General features: G+C 60.6%; 21 protein-coding genes and 1 tRNA gene. 17 read left to right on the top strand and 5 right to left on the bottom strand.

All coding sequences use genetic code 11. From position 1 onward, the window contains the following. The 12 genes from HBA54_RS27730 to HBA54_RS27675 all read left to right on the top strand — a co-directional run. The coding region (locus HBA54_RS27730; protein WP_496196543.1) for a phage tail protein at window positions 1-1,220 on the top strand (1,220 nt) is incomplete at its 5' end. Further along, window positions 1,220-1,591 (top strand): hypothetical protein, encoded by a 372-nt coding sequence (locus HBA54_RS27725; RefSeq protein WP_167231677.1) that lies wholly within the window; start codon window positions 1,220-1,222, stop codon window positions 1,589-1,591. The genes HBA54_RS27730 and HBA54_RS27725, both read left to right, overlap by 1 nt. Next, window positions 1,576-2,055 (top strand): hypothetical protein, encoded by a 480-nt coding sequence (locus HBA54_RS27720; protein WP_167231674.1) that lies wholly within the window; start codon window positions 1,576-1,578, stop codon window positions 2,053-2,055. Before HBA54_RS27725 ends, HBA54_RS27720 begins: the two co-directional genes overlap by 16 nt. After that, window positions 2,055-4,409 carry a hypothetical protein gene (locus HBA54_RS27715; RefSeq protein WP_167231671.1) on the top strand — a complete coding sequence of 785 codons (2,355 nt, stop codon included), beginning with the start codon at window positions 2,055-2,057 and terminating at the stop codon, window positions 4,407-4,409. Before HBA54_RS27720 ends, HBA54_RS27715 begins: the two co-directional genes overlap by 1 nt. Beyond that, window positions 4,406-6,118 (top strand): hypothetical protein, encoded by a 1,713-nt coding sequence (locus HBA54_RS27710; protein WP_167231668.1) that lies wholly within the window; start codon window positions 4,406-4,408, stop codon window positions 6,116-6,118. The genes HBA54_RS27715 and HBA54_RS27710 overlap by 4 nt, the downstream gene beginning before the upstream one ends. Then, on the top strand, window positions 6,115-6,345 hold the full coding sequence (locus HBA54_RS27705) for a hypothetical protein (protein WP_167231665.1): 231 nt from the start codon (window positions 6,115-6,117) through the stop codon (window positions 6,343-6,345). The genes HBA54_RS27710 and HBA54_RS27705 overlap by 4 nt, the downstream gene beginning before the upstream one ends. Next, on the top strand, window positions 6,345-8,867 hold the full coding sequence (locus HBA54_RS27700) for a hypothetical protein (RefSeq protein ID WP_167231662.1): 2,523 nt from the start codon (window positions 6,345-6,347) through the stop codon (window positions 8,865-8,867). The genes HBA54_RS27705 and HBA54_RS27700 overlap by 1 nt, the downstream gene beginning before the upstream one ends. A gap of 331 nt (window positions 8,868-9,198) precedes the next feature. Then, on the top strand, window positions 9,199-10,857 hold the full coding sequence (locus tag HBA54_RS27695; protein WP_167231659.1) for a hypothetical protein: 1,659 nt from the start codon (window positions 9,199-9,201) through the stop codon (window positions 10,855-10,857). Further along, window positions 10,857-11,546 carry a hypothetical protein gene (locus HBA54_RS27690; RefSeq protein ID WP_167231656.1) on the top strand — a complete coding sequence of 230 codons (690 nt, stop codon included), beginning with the start codon at window positions 10,857-10,859 and terminating at the stop codon, window positions 11,544-11,546. Before HBA54_RS27695 ends, HBA54_RS27690 begins: the two co-directional genes overlap by 1 nt. Window positions 11,547-11,652: 106 nt before the next feature. Next, window positions 11,653-12,573, top strand: coding sequence for a class I SAM-dependent methyltransferase (locus tag HBA54_RS27685; RefSeq protein WP_167231654.1), 921 nt, complete (start codon window positions 11,653-11,655; stop codon window positions 12,571-12,573). A 142-nt stretch (window positions 12,574-12,715) separates the two neighbouring features. Next, window positions 12,716-13,033 (top strand): hypothetical protein, encoded by a 318-nt coding sequence (locus HBA54_RS27680; protein ID WP_167231651.1) that lies wholly within the window; start codon window positions 12,716-12,718, stop codon window positions 13,031-13,033. Window positions 13,034-13,035: 2 nt separating this feature from the next. Then, entirely contained in the window at window positions 13,036-13,284 is a 249-nt protein-coding gene (locus HBA54_RS27675) for a hypothetical protein (RefSeq protein WP_167231648.1), read from the top strand. A 4-nt stretch (window positions 13,285-13,288) separates the two neighbouring features. Here the strand turns inward: HBA54_RS27675 and HBA54_RS29980 are convergent, their stop codons facing one another. Beyond that, a complete protein-coding gene (locus tag HBA54_RS29980) occupies window positions 13,289-13,558 on the bottom strand; it encodes an HNH endonuclease signature motif containing protein (protein WP_167231645.1) in 270 nt (89 codons plus the stop codon). 206 nt (window positions 13,559-13,764) lie between these two features. Here HBA54_RS29980 and HBA54_RS27665 point away from each other — a divergent pair, with 206 nt between their 5' ends. Together HBA54_RS27665 and HBA54_RS27660 are read left to right on the top strand one after the other, a co-directional pair. Next, window positions 13,765-13,926, top strand: coding sequence for a hypothetical protein (locus tag HBA54_RS27665; protein WP_167231642.1), 162 nt, complete (start codon window positions 13,765-13,767; stop codon window positions 13,924-13,926). A 6-nt stretch (window positions 13,927-13,932) separates the two neighbouring features. Then, complete coding sequence (locus HBA54_RS27660; protein WP_167231639.1) at window positions 13,933-14,394, top strand: hypothetical protein; 462 nt, start codon at window positions 13,933-13,935, stop codon at window positions 14,392-14,394. Between the two features lie 63 nt (window positions 14,395-14,457). Here the strand turns inward: HBA54_RS27660 and rhuM are convergent, their stop codons facing one another. After that, a complete protein-coding gene (gene rhuM / locus HBA54_RS27655) occupies window positions 14,458-15,456 on the bottom strand; it encodes a RhuM family protein (RefSeq protein WP_167231636.1) in 999 nt (332 codons plus the stop codon). A gap of 178 nt (window positions 15,457-15,634) precedes the next feature. On the opposite strand from rhuM, the gene HBA54_RS27650 reads away from it, so the two are divergent. Continuing rightward, window positions 15,635-15,913 carry a hypothetical protein gene (locus HBA54_RS27650; RefSeq protein ID WP_167231633.1) on the top strand — a complete coding sequence of 93 codons (279 nt, stop codon included), beginning with the start codon at window positions 15,635-15,637 and terminating at the stop codon, window positions 15,911-15,913. Here HBA54_RS27650 and HBA54_RS27645 read toward each other — a convergent pair. Continuing rightward, on the bottom strand, window positions 15,903-16,097 hold the full coding sequence (locus tag HBA54_RS27645) for a hypothetical protein (RefSeq protein WP_167231630.1): 195 nt from the start codon (window positions 16,095-16,097) through the stop codon (window positions 15,903-15,905). The genes HBA54_RS27650 and HBA54_RS27645 overlap by 11 nt on opposite strands. A 134-nt stretch (window positions 16,098-16,231) precedes the next feature. On the opposite strand from HBA54_RS27645, the gene HBA54_RS27640 reads away from it, so the two are divergent. Next, entirely contained in the window at window positions 16,232-16,516 is a 285-nt protein-coding gene (locus HBA54_RS27640) for a DUF1488 family protein (protein WP_167231627.1), read from the top strand. 3 nt (window positions 16,517-16,519) lie between these two features. Here HBA54_RS27640 and HBA54_RS27635 read toward each other — a convergent pair whose 3' ends face one another. Both HBA54_RS27635 and HBA54_RS27630 read right to left on the bottom strand, forming a co-directional pair. After that, complete coding sequence (locus tag HBA54_RS27635) at window positions 16,520-16,921, bottom strand: thermonuclease family protein (protein WP_167231624.1); 402 nt, start codon at window positions 16,919-16,921, stop codon at window positions 16,520-16,522. 164 nt (window positions 16,922-17,085) lie between these two features. Continuing rightward, window positions 17,086-17,160 (bottom strand) — tRNA-Val (locus HBA54_RS27630). A 480-nt stretch (window positions 17,161-17,640) separates the two neighbouring features. On the opposite strand from HBA54_RS27630, the gene HBA54_RS27625 reads away from it, so the two are divergent. After that, the coding region (locus tag HBA54_RS27625; RefSeq protein ID WP_167231621.1) for a histone H1-like repetitive region-containing protein at window positions 17,641-18,487 on the top strand (847 nt) is incomplete at its 3' end.

Below are 18,487 nucleotides of genomic sequence, written 5' to 3'. Positions count from 1 at the left end.
CGACCGAGGTCCAGGACGATGACGGCCTGGATTTCACGATTGCAGCCGATCAGGTCAATGCTATCAGATGGATGTCGCCGGGGCGGCAGTTGATCCTGGGCACCTCCGGCGGTGAATGGTCGGTCACCTCGGATGGACCGGTCGTGACGCCTCTGGATATCCAGGTGAGGCGGGAGTCGACCAACGGCAGCGCCAACATCCTGCCTGTGCGAATCAGCTCCATCGTGCTCTTCGTCCAGCGCGCCAAGCGCAAGCTGCGGGAGTTCGTCTTTGCCTTCGAGACGGACGGCTTTCGAACCCCCGATCTGACGATCCTGGCGGATCACATCACCAAGTCGGGAATCCGGGAGATCGCCTATAAGCAGGAACCCGATAGCGAGGTCTTCTGTGTCCGGGAAGACGGCATACTGTCGGCGCTGACCTATCGCCGCGAGCAGGACGTGGTGGGGTGGTCACGGCATATCCTGGGCGGGGCCTTCGCGGGCGGCCATGCCGTGGTGGAATCAGCCGCCACGATCCCCGGCAATGCGGTCGCTGGTACGGTGGACAGCGATGAATGCTGGATTGTCGTCAAGCGGACCATTGGCGGGGCGACGCGGCGCCATATCGAGGTATTCGAGCCGTCCTTCGAGGGGCCAAGCCGGCAGGAATTCGACGCCGAGGCATCCTTTGATGCGGCGGTCCTGACGGCTCAGGAAGACGCCTTCTACGTGGATAGTGGCTTGACCTATGAGGGGGCGGCGACACTGACCCTGAGCGGGCTGGATCACCTGGAGGGGGAGACGGTGCGGATCTGGGGCAACGGCGCCACGATGCCGGATCGCATTGTCTCGGGCGGCTCGATCACGCTGGACAGCGCTGTAACAAAGGCGGTGGTGGGGCTCGGCTATCGCCACGTCTTCCAAAGCCTCAAGTTGGCGGCCGGGGCTGCGGCAGGGACCGCAGTCGGCAAGGTAAAGCGGGTTCATGGCATGACGCTCGTTCTGCTTCATGCAACGGGTGTGAAGCTGGGGCCCGGCATCGACAAGCTGGAACAGATCCCGCTTCGTGATGTCGGAGACGCTATGGATACGGCGGTGCCGCTGTTCACCGGCGAGCGTTACGTGAGTTTTGACGGTGACTATGAGCGTGATGCTCGCATTGTCGTTGCCGGCAACGATCCCGGCCCGTTGCAAATCCTGGCGCTGGCTCCGGAAATGAAGACCAACGAGCAGATCTGATGGACATCGTTCACGAGCCTTTGCGTCCGGGCCACCTTGAGAACTTCCGGAGCGCTGTCGCCATGGGGCCGATCCCCGATAGCCAGTGGGGCGCGGCGCTGGCTTTTGTGCGGGGCGATGAAGTGCTGGGTATCGTCGGGGGCTGGAGCAACGGCGACGCTGTGGAGCTCGGCCTGGCCCTGTCGACGGAGGCGCGGTGCTATCCCGTCTCAATGCACAAGCTGGCGCTGCGGTTTGTCGCTGGGATGCACCGTCTGGGTCACAAGAAACTGAGGGCTTGGCCCGTGGACGTGCAGGGCGCGGAATGGCTGCGCCGACTGGGTTTTGAGCCCGTCAATTCAGGAGCGTTTGAGCGATGCCGGATCCAGTAACGCTTTTCACGGTGGGCTCTACAGCGGTCACTCTGGGCGATGCACTGGCCGTTGTGGGCACGCTGGCTGGCGTTGCCGGCGCCGTTTCCGGCGCTTCGGCAGACGCGGGCGCTGCAGAGTTCAACGAAGAACAGGCGCGCATTGACGCGGTGCAGGAACGAGACATAGCCGAGCAGGAGGCTAAAGACTTCCGGCGCCGCAACAGCCGCATACTGGCGGCCTCCCGCGCCAGGCGTGCCGGTTCAGGGGTTACAAGCCAAGGCACGCCGCTTCTGACCGATGAGGCGACCGCGGCGGAGATTGAATTTGAGGCGCAGAACATCATCGCCGGCGGTGCCAATCGCAGTCGGGCGCTGGAGAGCGAAGCCGCGCAACAGAAAGCCAAGGCAAGAAGCTCCCACTCCGCTGGCTTTATCGGCGCGGGAACAACGCTCCTGACCGGCGCTGGCTCGGTGTTCGGTTGATGGCCACTATCCCCGGAGTTCCCAATGTGCAGCGGGTCGGTGCGTCTTCTACCCGTGCGCGTGGCGTGCGTGCGGATGAGTCGGCCTTCGGTGTGGATACTGCGCGTGCGATTGAGTTGGGCGGACGGAAAATCGCAGGCCTCGGTGAAGACCTGACGAAGAAGGAAAACACGCGAAAGCTCAACGAAGCGAGAACGGGGGTTTTTGCAGCGCTGAAGGAGGCGGAGTTTGAGTTTGAGGACGATCAGGACTTTGAAACCCTGTCAGATCGCTTTGGGGCGCGCTCAAAAGAGATTAGGGAGCAATTCTCTCAGGGCCTTCGTGGCGATACATTGGAGTCGTTCAACCTGATATTTGAGAATGCCCAAAGTGCTGTCGGGTTGAACGTAAGGAGCTTTGCTCGATCCGGCATTAGAAAGCGCGGGGTCGCCAGCTTCGCGACGGGCCTGGATCAACTCAGCGAAACCGTGGCCAGCGCCACCAACGATGCGGAGTACGACCTTGCCTTTGGCCTGGCGCGGGAAATGATGGCAGATGGCGTCGAGGCCCGGTACTTCGACCAAGCGACCGGGCAGGCAACGCTTGATAAATGGCTGAATGGCGTGCGCCGCAATCAGGCCAACAACATGATATTGAACGATCCAGATCTTGCTGTCGAGGTGCTGGAGGCCGACGAGCTGGATGGCCTGAGGGAATCGGACCGCCTTTCGCTGCTGAAGGAAGCCAAGCGCCAGGCCCGCATAGCGGAGAATGAGCGCAGACGAGCGGCCAAAGAACAGCAGGCCTTGCTTCGCGGCCAGGTGGCGGCGGGGCTGAAGGATGAACTTGCCAGCCTAAGCCTTACGGGTCAGTCGACGGGCCTCGTAACAGCCGATCAAATCCGGGCGGCCTATGCGGATGAGCCGGGCAGGGCGGAAGGTATTTTGCAGCAGATTGATGAAGCGGCGCAGTTCTTCGAGGTGCGCCAGGAAGTGGCGCTGACCGATTTCAGCGACGACATGCGCATCCTCCAGGAACAGGCGCCGGAGGGTCAGGGGTTTGCCGTGGAGGCGGAGCGTCACCGCATATTGGTGGAGGCCGTCAAAGAAAAGCGCAAGGCCCTTGCGAGCGATCCGGCGGGCTATCTGTTTATGGTATCGCCGGGCATCGCTGCGGCCTATCAGAACGCGGAAGACGGCCCCCAGACGAGGGCGGCCATAGACACGATGCTTCAGGAACAGGAGCGTCTTGGGTTGCCGCGCCATGGTCAGCGGGCGCTGTCAGACGGGCAAGGCAAAGCAATGAGCCTGGAGTATGCCGGCCAGGAAGACGCGCAGGGCCGGGCGGACTGGGTGCGGGGCCAGGCGGAACTCTATGGCGAGCATTGGCCCCGGGTCTATGGGGAGCTTGTGCAAAGCGGGTTGCCGGGCGGTGCGGCTGTGCTGGCCGGGATGACGGGGCCGGGGCAGGCGCGGGCAGCGCAGGCCATGGCAGAGGCGCAGGATGTCGGGGCCAAGGACTTGAAAGCGGCGATTGGAACTGATGTGGCCGGTGATGTGGAAGACGCGGTGCGAAGCGAGCTTGCGGCGTTCGAGCAAAGCCTCGCCAAGGTGCCCGGCGGCGCGGGGACGGCCAATCTCTACCGCAAAGAAACCAACACCCTTGCGATGCTCTACGCGCAACAGGGCGCGGATCCAGCCACGGCGGCGGCGCAGGCGGCTTCCGACGTGGTAAACAGCCAGTATGAGTTTCTTGGGACGTATCGTGTACCGGCCGGCGTCGATCCTGATTTGGTGCAGGGCTCAACCACGTTGTTTCTGGATCGTCAGATCGCGGATCTTGATGTTGTCATTCCGCCATCGATCGATGACCGCCTGAGCGATGAAGACGCGAGGGGGCAATACCTCGCCGCTGTGCGTGACAAGGGCTATTGGGTGACGAACAGCGACGAAACCGGGCTATTGCTGATGGATGAGCAGGGCCGCACTGTCATGCGTCGCCAGGCTTTCACGCAAGCGGGCCGGCCCATCATCGAAGGCGACGCAGGGCGGTTCTCGGAAATCAGCATTACCGTAACCCACCCGGACATAAACGACGGGAAGCCGACGAACATTCCCTCAGTGTTTGATGGTAAGCCACGCAGTGAAGAAGAGGCCGTCCGGCGGGTTGTCGAGGCTGGCGGCGTGGATCCTGAGTCGGGCCGCGCCCTGCCTGGATTTGATACCATCGAAGCAGCGGTGACGGCCGCCAGGGACCGAAGCGATAGCCTTGGCGCTACCCGGGAAGAGTTGATGCCGGTGGAACTACTTTGGTCGGAGATGCACACGTCGATTGATGACATATCGGAGATCATCCCCGGTGCCGACTCGCCATGATCTATACGAACCCGGTCCGCCGCGTTGAAGGCTTGTTGCTGGAAGACTACGAGGCGCCACTGGCCGACTACCTGGGCGCGGTGTCCGAGACGGCATCGACCCTCAACCCCGGCGCGTCGCTGGGGCGCCTTGGTGAGATAGAGCAGGCTTCCGGCCGGGCGCAGCAGGTTCGAGAGAGCGATGACGGCTTCCCCCTGCCGGAAGAGCCCTTTCCGGTCCCGCGCGAGTTGTCCCCACTGCTGAGCCCGGAGGAAGCGACAGATCGCGCCGCCAACGTCGGGCTGAAATTCGACAAGCAGACCCGCTCTGAAGTCGTGGACATCCTTATTCAGCGCAAGCGCGAAGAAGTGGCGCGGCAGAGCATAGAGCGCCGTGGCCCTACAGGCTTCGGGGCTGGGTCGTTGGCGATTGCAACCGAGTTGCTGGTCACGGCAACCGATCCGCTGAACCTTGCCTCCGCTTTCATCCCCGTTGTGGGTGAGGTGCGCTTTCTCCAGGTCGCCGGACGGATCGGCGCGACCCTGGCTAGGGGAAGCCGCGGCGCCGTAGAGGGCGCGGTCGGCGCGGCCGTCGTGGAGCCGTTTATCATCGCCGCCACGGCACAAGAACAAGCCGACTACGACATGATGGACTCGTTGCTGAATGTGGCCTTCGGCACGGCGCTGGGTGGCGGCCTTCATGTTGCCGGCGGGGCCGTGGGAGATGCCCTCGCGCGTCGCAGTGGTCGACCAACGCTTTCGGACCGTCTTGCTGCGGCGCCCCATGAGGTCCGCGAGGCCGCGCTTCGCACCGCTGTTGGGCAGGCTATCCAGGGCCGCCAGATCGATGTGGAGCCCATTCTGACCGGCTCCCGTTTACTCGACAGCACGAGCCTGGCGACCCGCCGCATAGAGTTTCGCCTGGAAGAAGCCTTGCCGGACGTGGCCGCCCGATCCGCGGCGGACTTTCGACAGACAAGTGCCGATCAGCCCGCCACCTTGGTGCCGGTTCTGGACAGAGACGGACAACAAAGGGTCTTTGAGGGTCGTGAACAAGCCCAGGAAGCGGCCCGGAAGGCCGGGCCCGAAGTGCGCGTTACTCAGCAAGAGGATGGCGGGTTTTTCCTTCGGCGGCGCTCCGACGCGGAGCCGCTAAGGGATCCGCAAGGGCGGCCCCAGGAATTCAAGACGAGGCGTCAGGCGGAGAAATTCATTGAACGCACCGCGAAAACACAAAAAGAATCGTTTTCAGTGGTCCCTTTCGGCCCGGCCGGTGGGCGGCGCTTTGCCATTCTCAGGGATGCCTCCCCAGAAGATGTCGCGGCCATTGAATCTCGGCCCGATCTAGCCAGCTTTGCCGATACCCCCCGGTCCCGTTTTTCACCCGAAGGATCCTTGGCGCCTTTGCGCAGGCCGGAGGCGAATTTACAAGAAATCGTGGCCGAGGCCGTTGCGGGCGCTCGCGACCCGCGAAACGTCGCTTTGGCGGATTTCCGGGCTTCTGAGAGGGCGGAGGAAATTCTACGTGAAATTCCAATAGACGAGACGGCTGAAACCGCTCAACAGTTCCTCGATGATGCACTGGAACAGGCGGACGAATTGAGGCGGGCACTGGATATGAGCGAAAGCGAGTTTGCGGCCATGTTCGCTGCTGCGGATGAGGAAATAGCCGAGGCCCAAGCCCTGGGACGGGCGGCGCGTGCGGCGGCGCTTTGTGAGTTGCGGGCATGAACCGGGAGGAACGCAACATCCTGGTTTCTGTTGTCGTGGCGGGGGTTGTGAGCCTCGTCCTCTGCGCCTCGTCCGCCTACTATCTGGATCGCGTCCTGGGCGGGTTTCTGCGCGGCACAGATTGGGACTTCCTGCTGTTCCCGGGCGTGGTGGTCGTGGTGCTTGGCCCGATGTGGCTCTGGTACGTGGTCTATATGAAAGTTTTCAATTGGCTGGAGAAGCGCTGATGAGCGCCGCGGATTGCATTGCCGAGATCAAGAAAGCCGCTGGCCGCGATCTGGCCGATGAACAACTGGACGATCTGGTCACCACATTGCGCAGCCGTCAGAAGCAGCGCCGCTTGGCGCAGCAGGGTGAGAGCGCGGAAGAGGCGATCCTGAAAGCTGCCGACGAGATGGCGGACGATCTATTGTCGGAAAAGCTGATTGCCAAGCGCAATGAGGCGTTGAACTTCAAGCGACGAGCCGAGGTTCGGGACTACGTGGAGGCCAACTTTGCACAGCGGCCGGCCCTGGGGCTGGAGGCGCGGATTACCGGCGTCAACGCCCCGCGCGGTGCTTCACGGCTGTCGGCTACGCAGGAACAGCACCAGCTCACCGGCTATTACACTCAAGGCTTTCTGGCCGACGTGGAGAAGGAAGGGCTGTGGCAGGTCTTCGTTTCCGGCGCCCTGGATCGCGAGATCGCTCGCGAAATGTGGGAAATACGGCCGAATGGAAATAGAGGCATCAGCGGTTCCGACGAAGCGGCCCGTATGGCCGAAGTCATGCACAAATGGCAGGAAGCAACGCGGATCGATGCCAACAGGGCCGGCGCCTCCGTCAAGAAATCGCCGGGCTACGTGGTGCGGCAGAGCCACGATACCTTCAAGATCCGCAACGCCAGCTTCGAGGATTGGCGTGACTTCATTCTGCCAAAGCTCGATGCGGAGCGAACCTTTGCCGGCGTTGACGACGTGGAGAAGTTCCTGACCAACGTCTATGAGGGTCTGGCCTCCGGGGTTCACCTGGCCAATGCGGGGGACGCTGCGCCTTCCGGATTCAAGGGCTTTGCCAATCTTGCCCAGAGCATGAGCCAGGACCGCGTGTTGCATTTCCGGGCCGCGGATGATTGGTTCGATTACAACGGCCGCTTCGGCAATGGCTCGCTGCGCGAAAGCCTTATCTTCGGCTTCGAGCGCATGGCCCGGCAGACTGGTTTGATGCGGGTCTGGGGCCCGAACCCGGCGGCCAACTATGACAGCGTGTTCAACGAACTGCTGGCCAAGCAGAACGTGAAGGGGAAACAGACGCTTCGCAACGACCGTGCCTGGCTGGACAACCGCTTTGCCGAGGTAGATGGGAGCGTAAATATCCCCGGCAACGTAATGCTGGCCAAATGGTCGGCCATGACGCGGGCCGTCCAATCCATGGCGAAGTTGGGCGGGGCAACGCTGAGCGCCTTTGCGGATATTCCCATTGCGGCAAGCGAACTTCGCTATCAGGGCGTGGGCTTTCTCGAAGCCTACGGCGCGGCGTTGAAGGGACCGCTGACCGGCCGCGGCTCGGCTGAACAACGCCAAATCCTCGGTATGCTGGGCGTGATGATGGACAGCATGAAGGGCAACGCGGTCCATCGCTTCAGCGGCCACGATGATCTGCCCGGCGCTATGTCGCGCATGATGCGGACTTTCTTCAAATGGAACGGCCTGACGTGGTGGACGGATAGCATGCGCTCCAGCGTGGCGCTGGCCATGTCGCACCGGCTGGCCATGGTCAAGGGCACCGGCTGGGGCAAGCTCGACCCCGATCTGAAGCGAACGCTCGGCCTGTTTGGCATTGGGGAAGGCGACTGGCCTATCCTGCAGAAGGCCACGAGCAAGACAGCGGACGGGCAACAGTTCCTCGTACCAGAGGGCGTGCGTGAGGTGGACGATGCCACGATCCGTCAGGTCATAGGCGCCGATGCGTCAGATAACGCCGTCAGGCGCTATCGCGAGGGCCTGGAGGGCCGCTTGCGCTCCTACTTCACGGATCGGGTGGACTATGCCGTCATCACTCCGGATGCGCGCACGAACGCCATCCTCAAGCGGGGCACACAGCCAGGCACGGTGGAAGGCGAGGCTTTTCGGTTCATAACCCAGTTCAAGAGCTTTCCCGTGGCGGTCCTCACGCGGGCTGTCGGGCGCGAGGTTTATGGCCGGGGCGCTGACTCGCTCGGCCAGGCACTTAGGAATGGCAATGGCGAAATGCTGGGGCTGGCCAATCTGATGCTCAGTTCTGCCGTCTTCGGCTATCTGGCAATGTCGGCAAAGGATCTGGCCAAGGGCCGGGCGCCGCGCGATCCGAACAGCGCCAAAACCTGGGCCGCCGCTTTGGTCCAGGGCGGGGGCTTCGGTATCTACGGTGATTTCCTGTTTGGCGAGGTGCGTAACCGCTTCGGCGGGTCGGCGCTGTCAACGGCGCTGGGGCCGACAGCCGGCACGGTAGATGATCTATTCGATATCTGGGGCCGGGTGAGGGAGGGCGACGACGCCTTGGCCAAATCAGTGACCACGCTCATCAGTAACACTCCCTTCGCCAATCTGTTCTATACCAGGGCCGCGCTGGATTATCTGTTCCTCTACCAGATGCGAGAAGCCATGAACCCGGGCTTCCTCCGGCGCATGGAAAAGCGGATCGAGAAGGAAAACGCTCAAACCTTCCTCCTTCGTCCATCTTCTGCTATTCCCACTGGAGGCGGAAACCGACCATTGGAGGGGATACGATGAGGGTTTTCCTGATTTTGGGGCTTTTGGTCCTAGCGGGTTGCGCTACGCCGATTATTGAGGAGAGGGGCGCAACACCCGCCTCGGTCGCTATTTTTGGAAACGACGCGGTGTCGGATGCCGAGATTACTGCCCGGGCTCAGGCGCACTGTCGGCGATACGATGCGGACGCGCGGCGTGTTTCGCTTGATTGGTGTGTCAGGAACGGACAGCCGCACACGACCTGCCGCACGATCACTTATGACTGCGTGAAGGCCGAATAGTCCCACCACAGATAGCAGACGCCAAGGGGCGGTTCTTCGGAGCCGCCCTTTTTCATTGGAGATCCAAAAGCATGACGATAGCGACCACGACGACAAAGGCGCGGTATGCCGGTGATGACTCGACCATGGCTTTTCCGACGACGTTCAAATTCGTTGATGATGACCACGTAAGAGTGGTCCTCCGCGCCACGGACGGCTCGGAAACGCTCTGGTTCAAGGACACGAATTACACGATCAGCGGGGCCGGCAATCCGTCCGGTGGCACAGTAACGGCCACAGTTCCTCCGGCCATGGGCGAGACGCTGGTGATCCGACATTCGATCCCCAAGGTGCAGGAAACCGCCCTGCCGCTGGGCGGCGCTTTTCCCTCCACCGCCGTCGAAGGCATGGCCGACCTAGCCGCCCTGCGCGACCAGGAGACCGGCGAAGCGCTGTCTCGGGCGGTGAAGTTCAAGGAAACGACGGCATTGGCCGATATCGAATATCCGGAGCCGGAGGCGGGGAAGGTGGCGCGCTGGAACGCGGCCGGGGATGCGCTGGAGAATTCGACCCTGCCGACCTTCCTGGATGGCAGCGGGGCACCGGCGGGCAGCCTGGGCGAGGTCGATGACCGCTACATCGACAATGCTACCGGCGACTATTACCGCAAGACCGGGGCGAGCGCCTGGACGCTGACGGGGAACTTCGAGGGGCCGACAGGACCGCAGGGTATCCAGGGTGTTCAAGGCATCCAGGGCGTGCAGGGCGTTCAGGGAGACGCGGGCGCTGATGGCGTTGCGGTCCTCTTTGGAACGGGAGTGCCTGCCGGCGAGCTGGGCGGCATCGGGGATTATTACAAGGATACCGCCAGCGGCGATTTCTACGAAAAGACGGGCGTGTCGGCCTGGACACTTCGGGGCAATGATACCGGCCCTCAGGGAGTGCAGGGCATCCAAGGTATCCAGGGGATCCAAGGCGTCCAGGGTGATGCCGGGGCCGCTGGTGTTGCGGTCCTCTTCGGTTCCGGGGCACCTGATGGCGGCCTCGGCGGCATCGGGGATTATTACAAAGACCAGGCCAACGGCGATTTTTACGAGAAGACCGGCGCATCGACCTGGACCCTGCGCGGCAACGACACCGGCCCCCAGGGGTTGACGGGCGATCAGGGTATCCAGGGGACCGCCGGATCGGATGGAAGGACAGTCCTGAACGGAACCGGCGCCCCAGGTGGTGGCCTTGGTGTCGACAGTGACTTCTACATCGATACGGCGGCTGACGCGATCTATGGTCCGAAGACGGGCGGCGTTTGGGGGGGCGCTACCAACCTCGTGGGGCCCCAGGGTGTTCAGGGGATCCAAGGCGACCAAGGCCTGCAAGGCATTCAGGGCCCGGCGGGCGACCAAGCAGTCATGTTCGCTGTGGGAGATGAAGTGACGGCGATCACTGCTGGAACTGGCAAGATCACGTTTCGGATGCCCTTCGCCTATACCGTGTCGGCAGTGCGCGCGAGCCTTGTCACGGCTTCCTCGTCGGGCGTGGTGACAGTCGATATCAACGAAGGTGGTGTTTCGATCTTCGGGGCCCAGAAGCTCCAGATCGATCAGAACGAAACCACGAGCGTAACGGCGGCGCTCTCGCCGACAATCAACGATACGGCCCTGGCCGACGACGCCGAGATCACGGTTGATATCGATGCTGCCGGAACGGGTGCGGTCGGGTTGAAAGTGTCGCTGGTGGGGAGCCCGACCTGATGCCTGTCCTGCTAAATCCCTCGCGCTTGCTACCACCCCCGAGCTTTGGTGTGGTCCAGGTGAAGTCAGCGTCGAGCAACGGGTCATCTACCAGCGTGGTTTTGGACGCCGCGCCGACTGAGGGCAATGTCTTGCTGGTGTTCTCGGGCACAGCCAGCAACAGCGATCTTCCGTCACTGATTGGCGGCTATACGAGCATTCAGAATACTTCAGTCGCTCAGGGTTATTTCCGCACGATGTGGAAGGAAGCCGGTGCCGCTGAAAGCGCGACAATCACGGCGTCCAGGTCCGGCAGTTCAACGATTACCCAGCTTACCGTGATGGTTCTTGAGATCAGCGGGTTGGACACCGCGTCACTGGTCGATCAAAGCGCCAGTAACGACAGCAGCACAATGGCGGTTTCAAGTATCTCGACCGGCACAACGGCGGCGACGGATCAGGTGGATGAAATCGCCTGCGCCTTTGCGCTTTGGTATGACGACGACTTTGCCACACCCACCTGGACCAACTCATTCATCAGTCAGACCAGCGGTAGCCAGACATCGACGAACGTAGCTTTCGGTGTCTCATGGGCGGCGGCTACAAAAATCCTAAATACTACAGGCGCGCAGGAAACGACAAGCGACTGGTCATCTGGTGAGCAGCCGGAAGAAGCCTTAGCAGCAATTGTGACGTTTCGCGCAGCTTAGTCGGCAACCGGGTCCAATTGGCAAGCGGCCTAAGGTCGACTTTAAATTGAATTAGAGTATATTGCTTACATCTCAAAGAAGGACAACAGCAAGGCGCGAGGGTCGATTGAAGCCAAACGAATTCAGCAGATCAGCGCTCATTGTTTCGCTTATGCGGGCGGTTCATAGCCAAAGTGATCAGGAGCCGATCATCAACGATCAATTCGGAATGGCGCTCGTCAGTGGCGAGGAGAGGGCGGCGCTTGGCGCCTTGCTGTTTGGCCAGATCAACAAAGCTGCATCGATGAACGGCTTGCCTGAAGGGCCGGCCAAGCTTGTCAACGTCATGAGGGCTTATCCGGGTTATGGCAATGTCATACTCCGAACGCGGTACTCCGAAGATCGGCTCGCTGATGCGATGAAGGGCGGTATCGCACAATATGTCATTGTCGGAGCCGGGATGGATAGCTTCGCTTTTCGCCGCCTTGATCTCAAGCACACTCTCAGGATTATTGAGATCGACCATCCGGCCACGCAGGCGATGAAGTTGGAACGCTTGGCGGCTGCTAATTTGCACCTATCGGAAAACGTTTGCCATATTCCGGCGGACTTGGAGCAGACAACGGTGCAAGAATCGCTCCACGGCTCGCCATTCGATCCTCAGCAACCCGCGTTTTTTTCCTGGCTTGGTGTCAGCCCGTATCTTACTTGGCAGGCCAATACGGCTGCGATTCGGTCGATTGCACAGAGTGCCGCGCCGATGAGTGAACTTGTTTTCAATTATGTAAGCCCTCAAATGGGCCAGCTTTCGGTCCCCGCCCCCGAGCAAAAGCGACCGAGGACCAATGAACCGATACTTTCCAGGCCGAAGCCGGGGGCCATTCGGATGGAGTTAGAAGGCGCCGGCTTTGAGATCATCGAGGACGTTGGGTCGGCAGAAATCATCGAACGCTATTGCGCGGGCCGAAGTGATGGCTTGGCGCCGACGAACAGCTTCCGCATAGTCCACGCGCGTAAGGCAAGCTTGCAGGGCACTGTGCTCACGTAGGATCACTGTCCGGTCCGCATAGTTACCCGCAACCCGAAAAGAACCTAAACGTTCCGGGCTCTCGCATTTAGCGAAACGATACCGCTGAAACGGCGGATTTTCGGGCAATTCCGGCCCGATCCTCTGAAGTAAGGATTTCACCATGTCGACCTTAACCAAGGCGGCGCTGCTGGCGCTTGCCTGCTTCGTCGCGGCTGGGTTTTGGGCGCCGGGCGTTTCTGTTGCCCAGGGGCCGCCTTGTGGGCCTCGCGATGTGTTTCTCGACAGTCTTGAACGCACAGACAAAGAGGTGCCGGTGAGCATGGGAGTGACCTCGACTGGCGCGCTTATCGAAGTGCTGGCGAGCCCTGCCGGCTCTTGGTCGATCCTGGTGACTGTTCCTGGTGGGCCGACTTGCATGGTTTCGTCCGGCACCGGCTGGCGACCCCTCAATCCCAAGAACACCGATCCGGAGGCATAGCCTTGACACTCGCTATCGACTCAGAGGCGCGCGAGGCCGCGGCTGTCGCAAACAACAAGATCGACAAGCACGAGCAGCACTGCGGAGAGCGCTGGGCCCAGGCCAACAAGCGCTTGGGTGAGCTGCGCAGCGATGTGAGGGATCTGCACCGCCGGATCGACTACCTCATCCGCATGGCCTTTGTGGTGGTGATCGGCCTGGCCGGCTTCGCTGTGGTGCAGTGGCTCTTGGCGCGGGGGATTGCGGCATGACCGCTCACCTTGGCAAGGCGGGAATAGATACTGCAGTTTGTACCTGATTTCGGCGGGCTTTTGGTTTGGTGCGCGGCGGCTTGGTGCCGCGGCCCTTTCGCCTCATGTCGGCAAGGTTTTCTTGGATCGTCCCCAGCCAGAGATGGTTTGGATTTACACACTTTCTGTTGTCACAAGAATGACAAACGTGAAGGGCGTTGGGCCGAATTCGCCCGTGCATCAACTCGTACATCGTGCGGTGGGCGCGGCGAGTTTTCCCGCCATAAGAGAGCATTCCGTAACCCTCGCGACCGATTGCCCCGCGCCACTCCCAACAGGTGTTTGGGGGGCCTTTATAGACTCGGCTCCAAGTGGAACAGCTTAGAGAGCAGTAATTGTACTGACCCTGGCCCGGAGTGAGAAATTCGCCCTCACAATGGCGACAAATTCGTTTCGTCATGTTGCCAGAATTCTACACCAATCTGACTGAGAGGACTACCGATGTTCACCGCCTATGACAAGGCGGCCGCTGCTGCTATCGGCACTGCCGTCACCACCGTTCTTGCCGCCGTTACAACGCTTGATCCTGACGTGATCGGCGCTGTCGGCACCCTCGTAACCGCCGGCCTGGTTTGGCTGGTTCCCAACAAACAACCGGAGTAACCGACAATGCGTTTTCTTCCTATTGGGCTCGCCCTTGCGGCGGGCCTTTTGCTTTCCGCCTGCAGCACCTTCGGCCCCACGGGACAGCAGTCCCTTGATCCGGAGGATCGCCCCGTAGGCTCGGAAGCCTCCTATTCACCCTTCAACTGGTCACCGCCCAACTATGCAGGTCTGACGGCTGGCCGGATCATCTATCCAGGCGCGGATGGTGGGGCGCCCGTCGTTGCGGAGTGGTTTTCCGGCAAGGAAGCCGAGGCCGCAGTTGTCAGCTTCGCGACGCCTGATGGCAACGTCTTCAGCTATGACGCCTCAGGCCTGAAGGCTTTCGAGGGTCAGTTGGCGCGGGCCCAGGTGGAAAGCGATCTGGCAGCCCGGCTAGGCGAGCTTTGGCAGAACGTGGCGCCGGAGATCAAGACCGGACTGGTTGATGCTGTCTGCCTGGCAGTTACGAAGGCGCCTTGCGGATAGCGCCGGCAACTCTTTCTCTCCTGATCGGCCGCTCCTTCGGGGGCGGCCTTTTTTTGTGCCTGATTAGGTGGTGAGACTCTTAGGGCGTCGCTGATCCCTGATATGCATGCGCTGCCGATAAACTTCAAACTCACGCTCAGCATGGACCTTGGCCTTCTTGACCAAGTACGATTTGTATTCTTTGAAAACTGGATAGCCTTGAACCTTAAGAAGCTCATCGAACTTACGGTTCAGTTCTTCCATCGTGAGTTCCTGCCCCGCAATCGCCCTAGACTCGACATACAACAAAAACTGCTCACAGAGGATGTGCAGCCCATAGAGCTCATCTGGGTTTAGATAGTTTTTCCCTACCTTTGCGTCCTGTTTTGTCGGGCGCCCAGATCTGGTTGATGTCAGCCCCATAAAATCCTTCATGCCATCTGCACGGTTCACGACAATTTCGGCGGAGGTGCTGCCAGTAATTGCGTATGTGAATTTGTCCTGGAGCTTCGCATAAAAGGACCGGGTTTTCGTGGACCTGCTGTTGTAGTCGCTAGCAGCGAGTTTGAAGGTGTCTCTGACCGACTGGTAAATGTTCTTTTCGTCTGTACGCAACCGCCGAACATCAGACGCCAGCTTCTTCAGCGATGTCGGGTCGTCTATCAAACGGCTTTCGTTGAGCGCGTAGCCCTCGGTGATATACGCTTTGAGAACGCCTGTTGCCCACTGGCGGAATTTGGTGGCTTCGCGGGAACTGACGCGGTAGCCAACAGAAATGATGACATCGAGGTTGTAGTGTAAGATGCTGTAACTCTTACCATCTTTGGCAGTTACTCGGAATTTCCGAGCAACTGAGGCTTCATCCAGTTCGCCCTCGCGAAAGATGTTTCGTACATGCTCTGTGATGGTGTTGGGTTTACGCCCAAAAAGCTGAGACATTTGTTCGATGCTGGCCCACATCGTGTCCCTCACGGGATCGAGGCCCAGATCCACCTCACCAGCTTCTTCGCTGCCGTCGTAGTGCACCAACTCAAAGACGCCCTGTCGGGGATCGTGCTTGCTGCTCCTCTTTTTAGGTGCCACGGGCCTCGCCTTCCTCTCTTTTGCGGATTCTTACGCGAGAGAGTCTGACGCCTATGCAACCAAAGAGTCAATGTGTGTGCCTAGAATGACCAGGGTGAGGTAAGCATATAATCGCTTTTTTGCCTGGATTTTGGACTGTCAGTAGCGAGTCAGGCTTCGTTCGGCCTACGTTCTGTGAATGAACGTTTCGATTAATAGGCTCTCCGACCTGGGCAAAACCCAATACATCGCGGTTTTCTGCGGGAATTGGCGCTGCGAGCGTCATTCCATGGGCGTCGATCTCGATATCCCGGCGACTATCAAACGGTACGGCGATCTGGAGATCATGAAGATCGGGCAGACTATCGACGGCTGCGATCTGTGCGACGACCGCGAGCGCCGGCCCTGGGAGATACGAATCGGCCACCGGTTGCCCAAGAGCCAGGCGCGGGGCTGGGTATCCGGCCTTAAGGCGTAGTTTCCACGATCTCACCATCTGGGCCGGTGGTGGCCGTGCCGATCTGGATCACTTCCTCGCCTTCGCGCGCCGCCGGTTTCTCTCCGCCCACTTCCACCAGAATCTCATCCTTGAACCGTTCGGCCTGGCTATCCCAGATCCCGAAGCGGTTATAGGTCGTATCGGGTTTGAGTGTCTGGCTCATCCCACCTCCATAGGCTCGACAAGCTCCCGCCAGGTGATCGCGTTGGTGTAGCGGCCGCACATGCGGGCTAGTGAAGCACGGCTTTAACTCCTATGGTAGTCCAACAAATGGCGCCAAGGCTTAGGGAAGGTAAGATGAACGACAGCAGCGTTAAGTTCTCAGATGATCTGCGCTGGAACAGCGGCAAGATGGCAGTCCAACTCTCGGCGGTGTTTTCCGGGAAAGAGATATTGTGTTTGGTGTCGGAAGAGGCTCTGGCGGATCTGTCTCGCGGCCACATTGGAAGCGGTGATCAGGCTCTTTCAGCCTTCCGACAGCATGCTGAAAAGATCCACGGTGTTGCCGAAGCGCTCATTCGAGCAGGTCGATTTGAGCAAGATGGATCGGTGATCGTGCGGACCGGCGATGTTGGTGGGTAAGCGCTAACCACACCACCCTTGCCGCCGGCCACCGTGATACTCCCGCGCCAGACCCTCCGCAATCAGGATTTCCGCCACGTCCACCCCGTCGATCAGCATCACGGCCAGGGTCCGGCCATAGCGATCCTTGCCATCGGGACAGAACGTCACTGCAGCGCCCTCGGATAGCGCCCTGAGGCGATCTCGGGCCGCATAGGCGCCGGCCTTCTCGGCTTCGCATTTGGCACGCGGCGGCATTTCCGGGGTATCGAGGCCCATGACTCGGATCCGAGTGGACTCGCCATTTACCGTCGCCCTGACGCTATCCCCGTCATAGACGCTCTCCAGCGGCCAGGAATGGCAGTCCTGGGCCTGGGCCGGGAAGGCCAGTAGGCAGGCGAAGAGAGCGAGGGCCAAGCGTGTCATAGAAGCAGTATCGCTCAAAAAAAGAACGTGTGTCCGAAACCTGCCACGGTTTTCGCGATGTTGCTGGGTCGTTCCGGGTTTTGTTGGGTGCAGGAGGCGTGCAATGCCACTTGTGAGGCTGGCTGGATATGGCCGAAATACTGAGGTTTTCTGCGGGACTGGAATGGTGGGCGATACTGGGATTGAACCAGTGACCTCTCCCGTGTGAAGGGAGCGCTCTCCCGCTGAGCTAATCGCCCGTCTTTGCCGTTCATGCGGCCCGGAGGCTGCGAAAGCCACCGTTTTGCGGTTGCGTGGTGTAGGGCAGGCGATCCGGCCTGTCAAGATGGTGGGTTTTTCGCCTTTTCCGCGGGTTTCCAATGAACACGCCAGCCTTCTCATTACTGTCAAGAAACGACTGAGAAGATGCGGAAGGCTGGCCAAGTTCTCCGATGAAAAGGGAAAGGCTTGTCTTGTCGGCTGAGACTGGCTCTGAGCCGGACTTTATGGGTTGGAATCACCGGGAATACGGCGGTTTTCAAGGGTTCAACCACTGCCAGTGAAGGCTACAGTCGTCGCGCGTTTTATCCTCAATTCGTCCTAAGTCTGGAATATTGGCTACTGTGTCCCGTCTATTAACCGGCTGTTTGGGTAATCTTTTATTAATTCAATGAGGATATGAACCCTAACATATTAGCCGAAATCCACTTGGGTTTACAAAGTTTGACGAGGAAATAGCAATGGCTATCACTAGCAAACAGGCTTCGCGGAAGTCTGGTACTAAGGCGGTGCGCAAGACCGCCGCCAAGAAGACCACGGCGCGCCGTAAGACGACGGCTCGCAAGACGGCTGCCCGCAAGTCGACGGCCCGGCGGACTACGGCCCGCAAGACGACGGCTCGTAAGAGCCCGGCTCGCAAGACGGCCGCCAAGAAGCGCGTAGTGAAGAAGACCACGGCGCGCAAGACGACGGCTCGTAAGAGCCCGGCTCGCAAGACGGCTGCCAAGAAGCGCGTAGTGAAGAAGACCACGGCGCGCAAGACGACGGCTCGTAAGAGCCCGGCTCGCAAGACAGCTGCCAAGAAGCGCGTAGTGAAGAAGACCACGGCGCGTAAGACGACGGCTCGTAAGAGCCCGGCTCGCAAGACGGCCGCCAAGAAGCGCGTAGTGCGGAAGACGACCGCTCGCAAGACGACGGCTCGCAAGAGCCCGGCTCGCAAGACGGCCGCCAAGAAGCGCGTAGTGCGGAAGACGACCGCTCGCAAGACCACGGCTCGTCGTAGCCCGGCTCGCAAGACGGCCGCCAAGAAGCGCGTAGTTCGCAAGAGCGCCGCGCGGAAGACGACCGCTCGCAAGACCACGGCTCGTCGTAGCCCGGCTCGCAAGACGGCCGCCAAGAAGCGCGTAGTTCGCAAGAGCGCCGCGCGGAAGACGACCGCTCGCAAGACCACGGCTCGCAGGAGCCCGGCTCGCAAGACGGCCGCCAAGAAGCGCGTAGTTCGCAAGAGCGCCGCGCGGAAGACGACCGCTCGCAAGACCACGGCTCGTCGTAGCCCGGCTCGCAAGACGGCCGCCAAGAAGCGCGTAG

The organism is Pelagibius litoralis, from assembly GCF_011683915.1.
Taxonomy (GTDB): Bacteria; Pseudomonadota; Alphaproteobacteria; order Kiloniellales; family Kiloniellaceae; genus Pelagibius; species Pelagibius litoralis.
This window is presented reverse-complemented; position numbering and strand designations above follow the sequence as displayed.

Bases quoted from the DNA above. Each gene is read 5' to 3' on its own strand.
- HBA54_RS27725 (WP_167231677.1), top strand. From the start codon at position 1,220: ATGGACATCGTTCACGAGCCTTTGCGTCCGGGCCACCTTGAGAACTTC.
- HBA54_RS27720 (WP_167231674.1), top strand. From the start codon at position 1,576: ATGCCGGATCCAGTAACGCTTTTCACGGTGGGCTCTACAGCGGTCACT.
- HBA54_RS27715 (WP_167231671.1), top strand. From the start codon at position 2,055: ATGGCCACTATCCCCGGAGTTCCCAATGTGCAGCGGGTCGGTGCGTCT.
- HBA54_RS27710 (WP_167231668.1), top strand. From the start codon at position 4,406: ATGATCTATACGAACCCGGTCCGCCGCGTTGAAGGCTTGTTGCTGGAA.
- HBA54_RS27705 (WP_167231665.1), top strand. From the start codon at position 6,115: ATGAACCGGGAGGAACGCAACATCCTGGTTTCTGTTGTCGTGGCGGGG.
- HBA54_RS27700 (WP_167231662.1), top strand. From the start codon at position 6,345: ATGAGCGCCGCGGATTGCATTGCCGAGATCAAGAAAGCCGCTGGCCGC.
- HBA54_RS27695 (WP_167231659.1), top strand. From the start codon at position 9,199: ATGACGATAGCGACCACGACGACAAAGGCGCGGTATGCCGGTGATGAC.
- HBA54_RS27690 (WP_167231656.1), top strand. From the start codon at position 10,857: ATGCCTGTCCTGCTAAATCCCTCGCGCTTGCTACCACCCCCGAGCTTT.
- HBA54_RS27680 (WP_167231651.1), top strand. From the start codon at position 12,716: ATGTCGACCTTAACCAAGGCGGCGCTGCTGGCGCTTGCCTGCTTCGTC.
- HBA54_RS29980 (WP_167231645.1), bottom strand. From the start codon at position 13,558: ATGCTCTCTTATGGCGGGAAAACTCGCCGCGCCCACCGCACGATGTAC.
- HBA54_RS27665 (WP_167231642.1), top strand. From the start codon at position 13,765: ATGTTCACCGCCTATGACAAGGCGGCCGCTGCTGCTATCGGCACTGCC.
- HBA54_RS27660 (WP_167231639.1), top strand. From the start codon at position 13,933: ATGCGTTTTCTTCCTATTGGGCTCGCCCTTGCGGCGGGCCTTTTGCTT.
- HBA54_RS27650 (WP_167231633.1), top strand. From the start codon at position 15,635: ATGAACGTTTCGATTAATAGGCTCTCCGACCTGGGCAAAACCCAATAC.
- HBA54_RS27645 (WP_167231630.1), bottom strand. From the start codon at position 16,097: ATGAGCCAGACACTCAAACCCGATACGACCTATAACCGCTTCGGGATC.
- HBA54_RS27640 (WP_167231627.1), top strand. From the start codon at position 16,232: ATGAACGACAGCAGCGTTAAGTTCTCAGATGATCTGCGCTGGAACAGC.
- HBA54_RS27635 (WP_167231624.1), bottom strand. From the start codon at position 16,921: ATGACACGCTTGGCCCTCGCTCTCTTCGCCTGCCTACTGGCCTTCCCG.